The sequence below is a fragment of the Cryptosporangium japonicum genome (assembly GCF_039524755.1).
GTDB lineage: Bacteria > Actinomycetota > Actinomycetes > Mycobacteriales > Cryptosporangiaceae > Cryptosporangium > Cryptosporangium japonicum.
Genome location: NZ_BAAAGX010000006.1, coordinates 228,112 through 242,912, shown reverse-complemented (window position 1 = coordinate 242,912; position 14,801 = coordinate 228,112). Strand labels below are relative to the sequence as shown.

At 71.5% G+C, this 14,801-nt stretch carries 13 protein-coding genes; 5 read left to right on the top strand and 8 right to left on the bottom strand.

The annotated features are described in order from the left end of the window. Nucleotides 1–15: 15 nt before the first annotated feature. Entirely contained in the window at nucleotides 16–1,230 is a 1,215-nt protein-coding gene (locus ABD437_RS06040; protein ID WP_344647730.1) for a hypothetical protein, read from the bottom strand. A gap of 292 nt (nucleotides 1,231–1,522) precedes the next feature. Between ABD437_RS06040 and ABD437_RS06035 the strand changes: the two genes are divergently transcribed. Then, on the top strand, nucleotides 1,523–1,999 hold the full coding sequence (locus ABD437_RS06035) for a hypothetical protein (RefSeq protein WP_344647729.1): 477 nt from the start codon (nucleotides 1,523–1,525) through the stop codon (nucleotides 1,997–1,999). Nucleotides 2,000–2,061: 62 nt separating this feature from the next. On the opposite strand, the gene ABD437_RS06030 is transcribed toward ABD437_RS06035, so the two are convergent. Together ABD437_RS06030 and ABD437_RS06025 are read right to left on the bottom strand one after the other, a co-directional pair. Next, complete coding sequence (locus ABD437_RS06030) at nucleotides 2,062–2,373, bottom strand: hypothetical protein (protein WP_344647728.1); 312 nt, start codon at nucleotides 2,371–2,373, stop codon at nucleotides 2,062–2,064. Between the two features lie 68 nt (nucleotides 2,374–2,441). After that, complete coding sequence (locus tag ABD437_RS06025; protein ID WP_344647727.1) at nucleotides 2,442–2,996, bottom strand: dihydrofolate reductase family protein; 555 nt, start codon at nucleotides 2,994–2,996, stop codon at nucleotides 2,442–2,444. Between the two features lie 196 nt (nucleotides 2,997–3,192). Between ABD437_RS06025 and ABD437_RS06020 the strand changes: the two genes are divergently transcribed. Continuing rightward, the gene (locus ABD437_RS06020) at nucleotides 3,193–5,172 is read left to right on the top strand and encodes a right-handed parallel beta-helix repeat-containing protein (protein ID WP_344647726.1); all 1,980 of its coding nucleotides are present in this window, start codon (nucleotides 3,193–3,195) and stop codon (nucleotides 5,170–5,172) included. 92 nt (nucleotides 5,173–5,264) lie between these two features. Here ABD437_RS06020 and ABD437_RS06015 read toward each other — a convergent pair whose 3' ends face one another. Further along, nucleotides 5,265–6,302: a medium chain dehydrogenase/reductase family protein gene (locus ABD437_RS06015; protein WP_344647725.1), complete on the bottom strand. Its 1,038-nt coding sequence runs from the start codon at nucleotides 6,300–6,302 to the stop codon at nucleotides 5,265–5,267. Nucleotides 6,303–6,412: 110 nt separating this feature from the next. Beyond that, nucleotides 6,413–6,934: a nuclear transport factor 2 family protein gene (locus tag ABD437_RS06010; protein WP_344647724.1), complete on the bottom strand. Its 522-nt coding sequence runs from the start codon at nucleotides 6,932–6,934 to the stop codon at nucleotides 6,413–6,415. Between the two features lie 127 nt (nucleotides 6,935–7,061). Here ABD437_RS06010 and ABD437_RS06005 point away from each other — a divergent pair, with 127 nt between their 5' ends. Further along, the gene (locus ABD437_RS06005; protein ID WP_344647723.1) at nucleotides 7,062–9,683 is read left to right on the top strand and encodes an AAA family ATPase; all 2,622 of its coding nucleotides are present in this window, start codon (nucleotides 7,062–7,064) and stop codon (nucleotides 9,681–9,683) included. Between the two features lie 53 nt (nucleotides 9,684–9,736). Here ABD437_RS06005 and ABD437_RS06000 read toward each other — a convergent pair whose 3' ends face one another. Then, nucleotides 9,737–10,375, bottom strand: coding sequence for a TetR/AcrR family transcriptional regulator (locus tag ABD437_RS06000; protein WP_344647722.1), 639 nt, complete (start codon nucleotides 10,373–10,375; stop codon nucleotides 9,737–9,739). Between ABD437_RS06000 and ABD437_RS05995 the strand changes: the two genes are divergently transcribed. After that, a complete protein-coding gene (locus tag ABD437_RS05995; RefSeq protein WP_344647721.1) occupies nucleotides 10,374–11,507 on the top strand; it encodes an FAD-dependent oxidoreductase in 1,134 nt (377 codons plus the stop codon). The genes ABD437_RS06000 and ABD437_RS05995 overlap by 2 nt on opposite strands. Before the next feature lie 146 nt (nucleotides 11,508–11,653). Here the strand turns inward: ABD437_RS05995 and ABD437_RS05990 are convergent, their stop codons facing one another. After that, the gene (locus ABD437_RS05990; RefSeq protein ID WP_344647720.1) at nucleotides 11,654–12,334 is read right to left on the bottom strand and encodes a hypothetical protein; all 681 of its coding nucleotides are present in this window, start codon (nucleotides 12,332–12,334) and stop codon (nucleotides 11,654–11,656) included. Nucleotides 12,335–12,601: 267 nt separating this feature from the next. Between ABD437_RS05990 and ABD437_RS05985 the strand changes: the two genes are divergently transcribed. Next, nucleotides 12,602–13,978 carry a M20/M25/M40 family metallo-hydrolase gene (locus tag ABD437_RS05985; RefSeq protein ID WP_344647719.1) on the top strand — a complete coding sequence of 459 codons (1,377 nt, stop codon included), beginning with the start codon at nucleotides 12,602–12,604 and terminating at the stop codon, nucleotides 13,976–13,978. Here the strand turns inward: ABD437_RS05985 and ABD437_RS05980 are convergent. After that, nucleotides 13,972–14,706: a Crp/Fnr family transcriptional regulator gene (locus tag ABD437_RS05980; protein ID WP_344647718.1), complete on the bottom strand. Its 735-nt coding sequence runs from the start codon at nucleotides 14,704–14,706 to the stop codon at nucleotides 13,972–13,974. The two genes, ABD437_RS05985 and ABD437_RS05980, sit on opposite strands and share 7 nt — an antisense overlap. Nucleotides 14,707–14,801 lie beyond the last annotated feature (95 nt).

The following is a 14,801-nucleotide window of genomic DNA, read 5'->3' as shown; positions in this document are numbered from 1 at the left end:
AGTCGGATCGCCTGATCAGCGAGGGCGGCCGGGGCGCCAGCGGTTGCGGCGGGGGTGCTGCCACCGACGTTCGTGGTGCGGGCGTGCGTGGTGCCGGGGCCCGCGCTCGCCGTGCGTCGACGGGTGGCGTCGGGTCGTCCCGGGTGGCGCGGTGCGCGGTTCCGTGCGGTTGGCCGCGGGCCCGGTGCGCGGCGTGGCGGCCACGGGAGCGTTGGTGGCCCCGGGCGCGCCACCGGTGTCGGGCCGGCGCGTGGTCGGCTCCGCCGCGGGGAGATCGGCCCGTTCCAGGTCGGCCCGTTGAAGTTCGGCCCGTTCCAGGTCGGTCCGGTCCAGGACCACCCGTGCCGGGGTGGCTGGGTCGGTGTCGCTCCGGGCGTACGAGAGCAGGCCGATCGTCACGACCGCGGTGACGGCGGCGGCCGCGGTCATCCGGAACGCCACCGCGGCCCGGATCCGGACCGGTGACCAGCGGGCCGACGGGGACGGTGCGGCCGGAGCGGCGGGCAGCGACGGCGGCGTCAGACGTTCGGTGAGCCAGCGCGGCGGCGGCACCAGCGGGAAACCACGCAACAACCGGTCGGCCGGGACGAGGTCGGACGTGCCGTCCCGGCAGACCGCGCAGCCCTGCACGTGCCGGACGATCTGCCGACGGCAACGGACCGACGGCTCGCCGTCCCACCGGGCCACCACGTCGGTCAGCCCGGGGCAGCGCGGTGCCGCTCCGAGTGCACGCACCACCGCCCTGGCGTCCTCGAAGCGGGCCTCGATCTCGCGGACGAGCACCGCGGTCTCGGTCTTGGGCAGGCCGAGGACCGCGTCGAGGTCCGATCGGCTGAGTTGCCCGGCCACTTCGAGCCACCACAGCGACAGCAGGGCCCGCTCGTCGTCGAGGATCCAGTGGGTGGCTTCGACGGCCTCCCGCCGCTGGCCGGACGGCCACACCTGGAGCATGGTGCGGGCGGCGAAGCCCGGGAGGCCGCCGACCGGATCGGTGTGGGCGGCGAGCGTGGTCCGCTCCGCCGTGCGCAGGGCCTGGACCGCCGTCACCAGCAGGCGCGTGCGGAGGTGGACGAGGTCGCTGGGTGGCCCGGCGAGTGTCTCCGCCACCGTGCGGTGCAGGACGGCCAGGATCGTCGGCGTCGATTCCGCGGCCCGGCCGACGAGGTTGTAGGCCAGGGCCCAGTTGTCCCGGATGACGTCGGCGGTTTCGAGTTCCAGTCCCTCGCGCAAAGCCTGGCCCCGTTCGTATCAGCGAGACAGCTAGCCACATTAGACACTCGCGGAACTCCGGCCCGTTCGACTTTCGCTCAACGGGTCAGCGTCGGTGCTCTTCGCACAGGTCGCGGCCGTTGGCATCGTTCGTGTACGCATCGCCCACGTCGCATCGATGGTCGCCTCGAGCGGAGTCCGAATGCCGACCCACCTCTGGCTCGCGGCTCGTCCCTCTATTCCAGCAGGTGAGAGCGGTGTCGCGGGCGCGGGAGCGTCGGAGCGAATTGCGGCGCGTCCCTACGGTCAGCGCATGGACATCTCATTAGGACTCATGATTGCCGCGACGGCCCTCTACGCGGGTTCCGTCACAGTGGTGGCCGAAACGCGCACGACGTCGCGGCGGGCGGCCCGGACGGCGGGGGCGGGCACGGCCGCCGTCGTCGCCGGAGTGTTCCTCCTGATGATCCTGTTGGCCCACGTGGCGTATCCAGCCACCTGGGCCCTGGGGGCGGCGTTCGCGGTCGTCGCCACCCACCGGACGCTGCGCGCCGACCTGGGCGCTCGCACCGCCGCGTCGACGGCCGTCGGCGTCGCGGCCCTGGTCGCCGCGAGCTTCGTGTTCGTCTCCTACCTGGCGCCGATGGCCCTGATCGGTGCGCTCGGCGTCTACCGGCTGCTCCGTCTCGGCCTGACGCCCCGCTCGGCGCTCGTCGCCATGGGCGGCTCGCTGAGCGCGCTGCTGGCCGCGGCCGCCGCGACGTTCGCCGTCGCCCTCTCGACGATGTGAATCCGCACGGTGGTCGAGCCGCACGGTGGTCGAGCCGCACTGTGGTCGAGCCGTACGGTGGGTCAGTGCCGGTTGTCGGCGTCGTCCTGGTCGAGCGCGGCGAGCAGCGCGTCGAGGGGGTCGACCTCGGCCGCCGGCTCGGGCCGGGGCGCGGCGGTCGGCGCGGGACGCACGGCGAGCCGCCAGTTCGTGGGGCACCGGTAGATCGGGTACCCGTCCGGCGTGGTGACCGCGCTGGTCAGCTTGTAGTCCAGGATTCCGTCGGCGACCAGCATCTCGACCGTCGGCGGCAGCTGGTGGTTGTTGTCGCGGTAGACCGTGAGGTTGGTGTAGCTCGCCGGACCCCCTCGTAGCTCGATCCGGTCTTCACTCAACGTGCGCGCTCCTCCGACGGGTCGGTGTTGACACCTGAACCGTACCCAGGCGGGAGTCGCTGTCCGGTTCACCGGCGCGCCCTGAGCGTCAGCCGGGCCATCCCGCCCGGGTACTGGTGCGTCTCCACCAGGTCGAGCGTCGTGCGTGCCTGCCCCTCGGGGAACAGCGTGCGGCCCGAGCCGACGACGACCGGGTTCAGGAGCAGCCGGATCTCGTCGATCTGGCCGGCGGCGAGCAGGTGACGCATCAGGGTGGCGCTGCCGTACATCAGCAGGTCGCCGTCGCCGTCAGCCTTGAGGGCGGCGACCTGGTCGGCGACGTCGCCGTGGCTGCCGTCGAGTACCTCGGTGCCGGCCCAGGTGGGCTCACGCAACGTCGTCGAGGCGACGTACTTGGGCATCGCGTTCATCTTGTCGGCGAAGCCCATCGGGTCCGTCCGCGACGGCCACGCCTCGGCGAAGGACTCGTAGGTCGTCCGGCCCAGCAGGAGGGCTTCCGCGTCGAGCACCAGGGCCAGCGCGTCCTTCATGTTCTGCTCGTCGTGGAAGTCGAAAGACCACGTCTCCGGGGCCTCCACGACCCCGTCGAGGGTCACGAACGTCGAGACGATCACGCGTCGCATCTTTACTCCAGGTGAGGTCGAATCCGATCGGCTGGTTGCTGCCGAGAACGATGCCGCCGAGTGGATTGCCGCCGCTTCGGCCGGAGGTGGGAACGGACTTCGACTTTGGTGGGTATCGACCGAGGCGTTTCGTGTCGGTAACGGTTATAAATCAACCTGATCGAGTAAGCCGTCGAGTGTTGGGAAAGGCCCGGTCATGCCGTCTGCCCTCCATGTCGCGACCACCGGCTCCGACTCCTGGGAGGGGTCGCCGGAACGCCCGTTACGGACCATCAACCGCGCGGCCGAGCTGGCGCGGGCCGGAGACACCGTGACCGTTCACGCGGGGGTGTACCGGGAGTGGGTCCGTCCCCGGCGGGGCGGCCTGAGCGACCGGCGCCGGATCACCTACCAGGCCGCGCCGGGTGAGAACGTGGTCATCACGGGTTCGGAGCAGGTGACCGGCTGGGAGCCGGTCGAGGGCACGGTGTGGTCGGCGTCCGTCCCGAACGCGCTGTTCGGGTCGTTCAATCCGTTCGCCGAACCGGTCGACGGCGACTGGCTCGTGCACGCGGCCAAGGACGCGCCGCGCAAGCACCTCGGCGACGTCTACCTCAACGGCAAGAGCTTCTACGAGGTGCTGACGCTGGGCGAGGTGTCCGATCCGCCCCGGCGCACCGAAGCGCTCGACCAGTGGACCGAGCTGCCCGACCACGTGCGTGACCCGGAGCGGACGCGATACGTCTGGTACGCCGAGGTGGGGGCGGACTCGACGACGATCTGGGCGAACTTCCAGGGCGCCGATCCGCGCGACGAGCTGGTCGAGATCAACGTCCGGCGGTCGGTGTTCTACCCGACCGAACACCACCTGAACTACATCACGGTGCGTGGCTTCGAGCTGGCCCAGGCCGCGTGCCCGTGGGTGCCGCCGACGGCCGACCAGCCCGGCCTGATCGGCCCCAACTGGGCCAAGGGCTGGATCATCGAGGACAACGACATCCACGACGCCAAGTGCTCGGCGATCGCGATCGGCAAAGAGGCCTCGACCGGGCACAACTTCGCGACGTCGCGGGGCGACAAGCCGGGCTACCAGTACCAGCTGGAGTCGGTGTTCTCCGCCCGGCAGATCGGCTGGGACGCCGAGCACATCGGCTCGCACGTGATCCGGCGCAACACGATCCACGACTGCGGGCAGAACGCGATCGTGGGGCACCTCGGCTGTGTGTTCTCCACGATCGAGGACAACCACATCTTCAACATCGCTCTCAAGCGGGAGTTCTACGGCTACGAGATCGGCGGCATCAAACTGCATGCGCCCATCGACGTGGTGATCCGCCACAACCGCATCCACGACTGCACGCTCGGCACCTGGCTCGACTGGCAGGCCCAGGGCGTCCGCGTCACGCGCAACGTCTTCTACAACAACAATCGGGACCTGTTCGTCGAGGTCAGCCACGGGCCGTACCTCGTCGACCACAACGTTCTCGGGTCCGCCGTGTCGTTCGAGTCGTTCAGCCAGGGCGGGGCGTTCGTCAACAACCTGCTGTGCGGCACGTTGCAGTGGCGACCGGTGATGGACCGCCCCACCCCGTACCACGTCCCGCACAGCACCGAGGTCGCCGGCTACGCGCAGATCTACGGCGCCGACGATCGTTACGTCGGCAACGTGTTCCTCGGCGGTGACGTCGACCGCGCCTACGCCCCCGGCGCGAGGTTCCGGGGCGCGCCCGGCCACGGCCTGGAGATCTTCCAGGGCCACCCGACGACGTTCGACGAGTACCTCGAGCTGATCGAGCAGCAGTCGAACGACCACGGCGAACACGAGCGTTTCCCCGGCGTCAAGCAGCCGGTCTACACGCGCGGCAACGTCTACGCCGCGGGCGCGCGCCCGTCCGATCGGGAACCGGACGCCACCGTGCTCGACGGGACGGCCGAGGTCGTGATCGAGGAGGAGGGCGACGAGGTGTACCTGCGCGCCCAGCTGCCCGAGGGTTTCGACGACGCCCGCGTCGGTGTCGTCACCGGGCGGGACCTGGAGCGGGTGCGTTTTGTCGACGCCGAGTTCGAGGAGCGGGACGGCAGCCCGGCGGTGATCGACCGCGACCTGACCGGCGTGCGCAAGGAGGACGGGCAGCAGTATCCGGCCGGCCCGCTGACCGCCCTGCACGCGGGTGCCACCCGCATCCGCGTGTGGTGACGGCGGGGCCGCGCAGGAGCACGGCGTCAAGTTCCGGCTGATCGCGCGGGAGGTCGTGGACACCGGCGAGGTGCCGTCCACGGCCTCCTCGATCAGGCGTCGGGGAGGATGATCACCTTGCCGGCCACGGTCCGGGTCTCGGCCAGCGTCATCGCGGCCGCGGCCTCCGACAGCGGGAAACGCGCGGCGATCCGCGGAACCAGCACCCCGTCGGCCAGCCGCGACAGCACGGCGTCGAGGTCCTCACGCAGCCGGGCACGGAACGTGTCGACGTTCCGCTTGCCGGCCCAGAAGTTGAAGAAGTGCGCGTGCCGCCCGTTGGGCAGGGCGTTCCACATCGTCAACCGGGCGAACGCCGCCATCACCGGCAGCTGCGAGACCGCGCCGCCGTTGTCGCGGGCGGACGCCGTTCCGTACTGCACCAGGGTGCCGCGGCGGCGCAGTAGCTCCCACGACTTCGCCAGCCCGTCGCCGCCGACGTGGTCGAACACCGCGTCCACCCCGTCGGGCGCCAGCTCGCGGATCCGGTCGTACAGGGCCGGGTCGCGGTAGTCGACGGGGGTGGCGCCGAGCCCGCGGACCAGGTCGTGGTGGCGCGCCGAGGCGGTGCCGATCACCGTGCATCCGGCGTCGCGGGCGAGTTGCACGAGCGTGGTGCCGACACCCCCGTTGGCCCCGAGGACCACGACGGTCGCGCCGGGGGAGACCTTCGCGGTGCGGTGCAGCATCTGCCAGGCGGTGATGCCGTTGACCAGTACGGCCTCCACCGCGGCGGGGTCCAGACCGGCCGGCACCGGCAGCAGGTCGGCGGCCTCGACGTCGAGCAGGCTCGCCCACGCGCCGGTCTTGGTGACCACGGCGTACCGCCGGCCGACCGTTGCCGGGTCGACGCCAGGACCGGCCGCGGTGACCGTGCCGACCACGTCGTAGCCGAGCACGAACGGGAACGGCGGCTGGTCGTAGTACGTGCCGCGGCGCATCTGCTGCTCCGCGAACGAGACTCCGGTGGCCTCCATGCGCAGGAGGACGTGGCCGGGCGCAGGTGCGGCGAGCGTACGGTGCCGGATCTGGAAGTCCGTCGGCTCGACCTTGCCGGGCAGCACGATCTCGGTCGCGTCGGCGCTGTTCATAGCGTGATGTCTCCTCGTGGGGTCGGCGATCGCCCACGATTGTTCGGGCGGTCGCGGGCCCGCCGCGTCGGCAACGGCTGCCTATCGGCGGGCCCGGGACGGCAGGAGGGTCAGGCCGGGGGCTGCCAGTCGGCGGGCAGGCCGGACTGCTTCAGCACGTCCGCGCGGCTGTAGTAGTCGTCGTTGGCGGCGATCTTGGCGCCGCGCAACCGGACGACGGTGACGGCGGGCACCGAGAACGCGTGCGGCGCGCCGGTGATCTGGCCGCTGAACGTCCAGCCGAACACGACCTCGTCGCCGTGGCGCTCCTCCCAGCGCAGCTTGCCGTGCAGGCCGGCGATGTGCGCGTGGGACAGCGTCACCCACCCGGCGACGCCGTCGGGGCCGGTGAAGGCCGCCCCGAACGCGTGGTCGGTGTAGTGGCCGTCCGCGGTGAACAGCGTGCCGAGGCGCTTGCCGTCATTGCTGTTCCAGGCGCCGAACCAGGTCGTCAGCAGAGCCGAGCACTGTGGGTGCCGCGGGGTCGTGCGGTCCGAGGCCTTCGCCTGGGCGACGCCGGCGAACGCGAGTAACACCGACGCTCCCAGGGCGGCGGCCATCGCGATGCGGGCCAGATGGCGGTTGATGGACACGGTGATCCTTTCCTCCGATCGACTCTCGATCGCGGTCGAGGTTAGGTAGCACCCGTCCGAAACTGAATATAGGTAACCAAATCTCGGCATACGACGCGGTAGGCACGGGGCCGGTACGGTTCCCGCTATGCGGACCCCGCTGGCGAAACACGTGCTCATCGGACGGCACGAGGAGATCGAGCAGATCGACGGGCTGATCCGCGCCGCCCGGGCCGGGCGCGGCGGTGCCCTGGTGCTCGGCGGCGAGGCCGGCATCGGCAAGAGCACGCTGCTCGATCGGGCGGCCGAGGCCGCGAGCGGATTCCGGGTCGTCAGGGCGTCCGGGGCGGAGTTCGAGCAGGGCATGCCGTACGCGGCGTTGCACCACCTGTGCCGCCCGATCCTGGAGCACGTCCCCGACCTCCCGGAACACCTCCAGGAGGCCCTGCGGGTGGCCTTCGGGACGCGGCCAGGCCGGCCCGACCCGCTGCGGATCGGACTGGCGGCGCTGGAGCTGATGTCGGCGGCCGCCCGCGTACGGCCGTTGCTGTGCCTGATCGACGACGCGCAATGGCTGGACCCGGCGTCGTCGCGGACGTTCGTCTTCCTCGCCCGCCGGGTCCCGGCCGATCCGGTGGCGGTGCTGGTCGCCACGCGGTCGGCCGATGAGCTGCGGGAACTCCCGGGGCTCACGCTGAGCGGGCTCGACGACGAGAACGCACGGCGGGTGTTGGCCGCGCGCCACCCGTTCCCGCTGGACGAGCGGGTCCGGGAGCGGTTGGTGGCCGAGGCGCACGGCAACCCGCTCGCGCTGCTCGAGCTGCCGCGCGCGGGCGGGTTCCTGCTGCCGGAGCCGGCCTCGGTGCCCGCCCGGGTCGAGCGGGGCTTCCGGGCCCGGCTGGCGGAGCTTCCCGACGACGCGCGCCTTCTGCTGACCGTCGCGAGCGCCGACCCGACCGGTGACCCCGGCCTACTGTGGCCGGCGGCCCGGCTGCTCGGGCTCGACGTGTCCCGAGCCACCGCGGACGCGTCGGCGAGCGGGCTGATCGAGGTGGGCACCCGCATCCGCTTCTGCCACCCGATCGCGCGGTCCGCGGTCTACCGGTCGGCCGGGGCGGCGTTACGGCGCGCGGCCCACGGGGCGCTCGCGGACGTGACCGACCGGGACGCGGCGCCCGACCGCCGCGCCTGGCACCGCGCACAGGCCAGCCCGGGGCCCGACGACGACGTCGCCGCCGAGCTGGTGCGCTCCGCGACCAGGGCCGAGGCGCGCGGCGGGGTGGCCGCCGCGGCGGTCTTCCTCGAACGCGCGGCGGCGCTCTCGCTCGACGCCCCGGACCGCACCGAACGCACGCTGGCCGCCGCCCATGCCCACCTCGACGCCGGCACCGTCGACCGCGCCGCCCACCTGCTCGCGGGCCTCGACACCGCCACGCTCGGCGACCACCACCAGGCCCGCGCCGACCTACTACGGGGTCGCATCGCGTTCACCCACGGCGACGGCTCGGAGCCGATCGTCCGGGCCGCCCGGCGGCTCGCGACCCTCGATCCGGCCTCGGCGCGGCGCTACTTCCTCGAAGCGGTCGAGATGAGCCTGGTCGTCGGCCGGGCCCGTGGCGTCGTCGACGAGGTACTGGCCGCGGCTCGGGCCGCGGCGCCCCCGGCCGACGCGCCCGACCTGCTCGACGCGCTGATCGCCCTGTCGGCCGACGGTTACCGGGCCGCGCGCCCCTTGCTGCGCGAGGCCCTCGCCGGTCCGGCGCGGACCCACCAGCCGGGGCTGGCCAGCATGATCGCGGTCGAGCTGTGGGACTTGGACGCGCTCGGCGCGATCACCGACTGGCTGGTCGGGACCGGCCGCGAATCGGGCTCGGCGCTGTCGCTGCAGCTCGGCCTGGGTTTGGTGGCAGCGGATGCCACCGTCCGCGGCGACCCGGGGCGGGCACTGGCCGCGGTCGCCGAGGAGGAGGCCGTAGCGGACGCGGCCGGCTTGCCGCCGCTGATCTACAACCGCCTGCACGTGGCCGCCGCCCGGGGCCGCCGAGCCGAATTCCGGGCGCTGTCCAGGAACGCGGCTCGCGTCACCAACCTGGCGTGGATGGAGGCCCTGCTCCACAACGGGCTCGCTGACTATCCGGCCGCCCTCGCCGCCGCCCGCGCGGCCACGTCGCACCACGACCTGTTCCTCACCGGCGTCGCCTTGCCGGAGCTGATCGAGGCCGCCGTCCGCTGCCACGAGCCCGCGGTCGCCGCTGACGCGCTGGAGGCCTTGTCCGATCGGGTGTCCGGCCCTTCCGGCACCGGCGTCGCCGCCTACTCGCGAGCCCTGCTGACCGACGACGAGGACGATTTCCACGAGGCCGTCTCGCTCTTGGCCGCGAGCCCGTTGCGCCCGTACCGCGGGCGCGCGCACCTGCTCTACGGCGAATGGCTGCGCCGCCAGGGACGCCGCCGGGAGGGGATCACCCACCTGCGGACCGCCCAGGACCTGCTGACCTCCTCCGGCGCCGAGGCGTTCGCGGACCGGGCGGCGGCCGAACTACGCGCGGCCGGGGAACAACCGAGCCGCCGCGGCTCACCCGCCTACGAAAAACTCACCGTGCAGGAGCTCGCCGTGGCGCGCCTGGTGGCCGCCGGCGCCACCTCCAACGAGGTCGCGGTCCAGCTCTTCATCAGCAAACGCACCGTCGACGCCCACCTGCGCAACATCTTCCGCAAACTCGACCTCACCTCGCGCCACCAACTCAAAGACCACCCCCTCGATTCGTGAACGAGCGGGTGTGGGCAGTTCTGACGGCGCGCGCTGCACCCGCGCGAGCCCGGTCACGCCGTCGTACGGGCAACCGTATTCCAGCCGTGTTCCAGGAGGTCGAAGGCGCGAGTGATGGCCTCGCGGGGGTCGTCGTGCGCGTACGCCGCGCGGGGTGCCTCGAGGGCGAAGTGGGCCATGGCCGTACAGATGGGGTCGCCCGCGGCGAGACCGCTCTCCTCCGCGATCACCTGGGCGAGCGCCGCAGCATGACGCAGCCACATCTTCTGGGCGTAGTCGCGCAACGCGGGAGTGCTGGCCACGAGGCCTAGGAAGGCGGTGAAGTCGGCGTCACCGTCGGCCGCCGCGAGCCGCCTGGTCAGGGCGTGTTCGCGCAGCGCGGCAGGTATCGACCAGCCTTCGGGCCGGTGCCGAACCGCAGCGAGCAGGTCGGTCTCCTGGTCGACTTCCTCGTCGAAGACGAGAGCCTCCTTGACCGGGAAGTGCTTGAACAGCGTCGTGGTGGACACGTCGGCGGCGTCCGCGATCTCGCGGATCCCGACCTCGTCGTAGCCACGCTCGAGGAACAGGCGCAGCGCCGCATCGGCGATCGCCCGGCGAGTGGCGGCCTTCTTGCGCTCGCGGCGCCCGACCGGTGCGGGAGAGGTGCCGGTCGCCGCACACACACCGCGAAACGAACGGAGCGGCAGCATGAAAGACCCAGCGGCAGCCCGCATCGCCATCATCGGAGCCGGCCCTGGCGGCCTCACCTGCGCGCGAATCCTCCAGCACCGGGGCATCCCCGCCACCGTCTACGACCGCGACACCGGACCCGCCGCGCGCGACCAGGGCGGAACCCTGGACCTGCACGCCGACAACGGCCAGATCGCCCTCCGCGAGGCCGGTCTCCTGGAGGAGTTCTTCCGGCTCGCCCGGCCCGAGGGGCAGGAGATGCGTCAGATGGATCCGTCCGGCGCGATCCTCTTCCACCACGTTCCCGAGGAGGACGAACGGTTCAAGCCGGAGATCGACCGCGGCCAGCTGCGCGATCTGCTGCTCAACTCGCTCCGGCCCGGCACCGTGCACTGGGACCACGCCCTGCAGGGCGTCAGCGGTCCCGCCGGCGGCCCTCGAACTGTGCACTTCGCCAACGGCACCACCATCCAAGCCGATCTGGTCATCGGCGCCGACGGAGCGTGGTCCAAGGTCCGCCGCGCCGTTTCCCCCGTCGATCCCCAGTACAGCGGCGTGAGCTTCCTGGAAGCCTGGTTCCACGACGTCGCGACCGAGCACCCCGACATCGCCGAGCTGGTCGGCCAGGGCAGCGCCGCCGCAGCCGACGGTGACCGCGGCCTGTTCGCCCAGCGCAACAGCGGCGACCACATCCGCGTCTACTTCATCCAGCGCGTCCCCGCCGACTGGATCGCGGCCAACGGCCTGCACCCCCGCGCCACCGACGGCATCCGCGCGTGGCTGTCGGAGCGATACCGCGGCTGGTCGCCGCGGCTGCGCCGGCTGATCACCGACAACGACGGCCCCTACGTCGACCGCCCGATCTTCGCCTTACCCGTAGCCCACGTCTGGGAGCACAACCCGACGGTGACCCTGCTCGGCGACGCCGCCCACCTCATGCCTCCGCTCGGCGTAGGCGTGAACCTCGCCATGCTCGACGCCAGCGACCTCGCTCTCGCCCTGGCCAGTCACGACACCATCGACCAAGCCGTCCACGCCTACGAAGACACCATGCTTGCCCGGTCGGCGCAGATGGCCCAGCTCCTCGACGGCGCCGCCGAGCAGCTGCTGTCCACCGAACTACCCGACTTCGCCACCGCCGACAACCGCTGACCGCGGCATGCCGCAGCCCAGTGGGGACGTGGTATCCGTTGATCTATAACTTCCGGCACGGAGAGGCTCGCTCCCGGAGAGCGAGCCCCTGTGACCGGCCAGCGGCCGGTCTCCGCGCACGGAGGTCGATCAGGTCGACCTCACGGTCACACCGGCGCGGTGTCCGCCTCGGGGTACCGGATCAGCGGCGTGTTCGCGACGAAGCCCTCATCCGTCCAGGTGAACGTCCGGGTGTGGGTGCCGACCTGGTAGAGGAAGTGCCGGACGGTGACCTTGCCGGGCTGCCCGTCGACCGGCCCGGTGCCGTCGATCAGCTGCACGAGGTAGCGGGAGCTACCCGACGAATCGCTGGAGGTGATGAAGTCACGCACCTTCGGATAGAAGGCACCCTTCGAGCTGTTCCCCGAACCGCTCCACTTGAAGTAGAAGAGGTACTCGTACGAGGCTGCGATCGTGCTCGTCCCCGAGGTGTAGCCACAGCCGATCGAGACGATCGCCTCCGGGGAGGACAGCCCGGTGATGCCCGAGACGTTGCCGAACTCCCGCAGCGTGATGTGGTAGGTCATGCCGTTCGCGGTGGCCTGTCCGTAGGCCGGGTTCTGCTCGCTGGGCGTGAAGTCGATCCGACCTCCCGGGCACGTGGTGCCGTCCTTCAGCACGGCCCCGGTCCACGGCAGGTCGATCGTCGCGTTGGCCCAGTTGAACTGGCTGGGCTGGCGGGTCGCGGACAGCGGCGGCTCGTCCTCGGCCGCGGCGGCCGACGATGGCGCAAGAACCGCTAGCACGCCGACCGCAGCGGCCAGCAGCGCGAAGATGCGCGAGCGCATACGAATCACTTGTCTACCCCGATTCTCACCGGTCTCTCCGGTGACTCGGCCGAGGATGTCGGGCCTTTCCGCACGTTCCCAGGAAGCGTCGTCTAACTGACACTGTGGACAGTGCAGTTGCCTCGGCCGATCCGTGATCAGCAGCTGCAGGGGTTGTAGTCCCAGCGTCGTTGTAACGCTTCTTGTGGTGGCGACGACGGCGCGGCGTTTGTGGCCGCTCGGAGCGGGAACCGCGCCCCGACTGCCGCCGCCGACAGGAGCACCACCATGACCAGCGCGTCCGACTTCCTCGACGCCAATCGCGCCCGGATCATCGACGAGCTGATCGGGTGGGTTCGGCGGCGATCGGTGGCCGGGGTGCCCGAGCACGAGATCGAACTGCGTCGCTCGGCGAACTGGCTGGCCGGCGCGTTGCGTGACGTCGGCTTCCCGATCACCGACGTGTGGGGGCCGCCGGACGCGCCCGCGGTCTACGCGGAGTGGTGCGCCGCGCCCGGCGCACCGACCGTGCTGATCTACAGCCACCACGACGTCCGGGCCGCGAAGGACGACGAGTGGGAGGAGACGCCGCCGTTCGAGCCCGCGGTGCGCGACGGCCGGGTCTACGGCCGCGGAGCCTCCGACGCCAAAGGCCAGGTGCTGGCGCACCTGTGGGGCATCCGGGCGCACCTGGCCGCCACCGGCCGGGCCGCGCCGGCCGTCAACCTGAAGGTGCTGGTCGAGGGCGAGGAGGAGTCCGGCAGTGCAGGGTTCAAAGAGCTGATCGAGGAGCACCGCGATCGCCTCGACGCCGACCTGGTCGTGTTCTCCGACACCATGCTCTGGCACGCCGACCACCCGGCGATCTGCACCAGCGTCCGCGGCATGATCCTGGCGAAGCTGCGCGTGTTCGGCCCCCTGCGCGACATGCACGCCGGTGCGGTCTCCGGGCCCGCGCCGAACCCGATCCTCGCGCTGTCCGAGCTACTGGGGAAACTGCTCGACGACAAGGGCCGGATAACGCTGCCCGGCTTCTACGACGACGTCGTCGAGCCGTCGGAACAGGTTCGGGCCGCCTACGCGGCGCTGCCGTTCACCGAGGAGGACTGGCTGGATCGTTCGGAGACGCGCACGACGGCGGGCGAACACGGCTGGACCGTCCTCGAGCAGCTCTGGGCGCGCCCGGCCGTCGAGGTGATCGGCATCATCGGGGGCGACCCGATCGGGGTACCCCGCAGCGTGGTGCCCGCCGAAGCCACCGCGAGCATCAGTTTCCGCACCGTGCCCGACCAGACCGTCGCCGCCGTCGCCGACCGGATCCGCCGCTGGGTCGCCGGGAACCTGTCCGACGCCGTCGAGTACGAACTCACCGTCTCCGAGGAGACCGGCCAGGAGCCCTACCGCATCGCCGACGACCACCCCGCCGTGCTGGCGCTGGCCGACGCGATGGAGGACGGGTTCGGCCGACGCCCGGGACGGATGGGCAACGCCGGTGGCGGCCCCACCGAGCTGCTGGGAACCGCGCTCGACGCCCCGGTCATCCTGTTCGGCACCGGCCTGCCCGAAGACCGGTGGCACGACAGCGACGAACGCATCTCGATCGACGTCCTGCTGGCCGGCGCGGCCACCCTGGCGTCCCTCTGGTCCCGCCTGGAGTCCTACTGACGCCGCTTCTCGGCACTCCGGCTCCGCAGCTGCTCGAACTCGGCGTGGACGATGCCGTAGCAGTCGCACGCGACCTCTTCCAGCCGGCCCCGATCGGTGATCGTGATGTGCCCACGGGAGTAGCTGATCAGCCCCGCGGTCTGCAGCACACCCGCGGTCAACGACACCGTGCCCCGCCTCACCCCGAGCATCTGCGCCAGGAATTCCTGCGTCAGAAAGAACTCCGAGGAGCCGACGCGGTCCGCGGTCATCAACAACCAGCGGGCCGCGCGCTCCTCGCTGCTGTGCAGCCGGTTGCAGGCCACGTTCTGCGACAGCTGCACGATCGTGGCCTGCACGTAACGGTGCAGCTGGGCGTGGAGCACCCCGTCGCCGAGAAGGAATGTCCGCAGATCGACAGCCGTCATCCGGATCAGGGCGCCGCCGACCTGTATCACCACCCGGTTCGGGCTCTCGCTCACGCCCAGGAACACCGGCAGCCCGGCCATGCCCTCCCGGCCGATCGTCGCGACCTCGACCGCCGTCTCCCCTTCAATGTCGTTGAGCATCGACCCGACCGACGTGACCGGGAAAACGACGTGCTCGATCGGGAGCCCTGCCTCGTACACCAGGTCCTTGACCGCCGCGTCGACGAGGGACAGGTGCGGCTTCATGCGCTGCCATTCGTCCTCGGGCAGGGCGGACAGCAGGAAGTTGTGCTGCCGGGCGACGTCCAGATCAGCGGGCACCAGCACTTCGTACCCGCCGGGTCGCGCCCTATGCCGGCCACCGGACAAAAGGAGTAGCGTAACTGGTATGTCAGGTGGCGCACACAAGGCCGGTC

Bases quoted from the DNA above. Each gene is read 5' to 3' on its own strand.
- ABD437_RS06005 (WP_344647723.1), top strand. From the start codon at position 7,062: ATGCGGACCCCGCTGGCGAAACACGTGCTCATCGGACGGCACGAGGAG.
- ABD437_RS05985 (WP_344647719.1), top strand. From the start codon at position 12,602: ATGACCAGCGCGTCCGACTTCCTCGACGCCAATCGCGCCCGGATCATC.
- ABD437_RS06025 (WP_344647727.1), bottom strand. From the start codon at position 2,996: ATGCGACGCGTGATCGTCTCGACGTTCGTGACCCTCGACGGGGTCGTG.
- ABD437_RS05995 (WP_344647721.1), top strand. From the start codon at position 10,374: ATGAAAGACCCAGCGGCAGCCCGCATCGCCATCATCGGAGCCGGCCCT.
- ABD437_RS06020 (WP_344647726.1), top strand. From the start codon at position 3,193: ATGCCGTCTGCCCTCCATGTCGCGACCACCGGCTCCGACTCCTGGGAG.
- ABD437_RS05990 (WP_344647720.1), bottom strand. From the start codon at position 12,334: ATGCGCTCGCGCATCTTCGCGCTGCTGGCCGCTGCGGTCGGCGTGCTA.
- ABD437_RS06015 (WP_344647725.1), bottom strand. From the start codon at position 6,302: ATGAACAGCGCCGACGCGACCGAGATCGTGCTGCCCGGCAAGGTCGAG.
- ABD437_RS06035 (WP_344647729.1), top strand. From the start codon at position 1,523: ATGGACATCTCATTAGGACTCATGATTGCCGCGACGGCCCTCTACGCG.
- ABD437_RS06000 (WP_344647722.1), bottom strand. From the start codon at position 10,375: ATGCTGCCGCTCCGTTCGTTTCGCGGTGTGTGTGCGGCGACCGGCACC.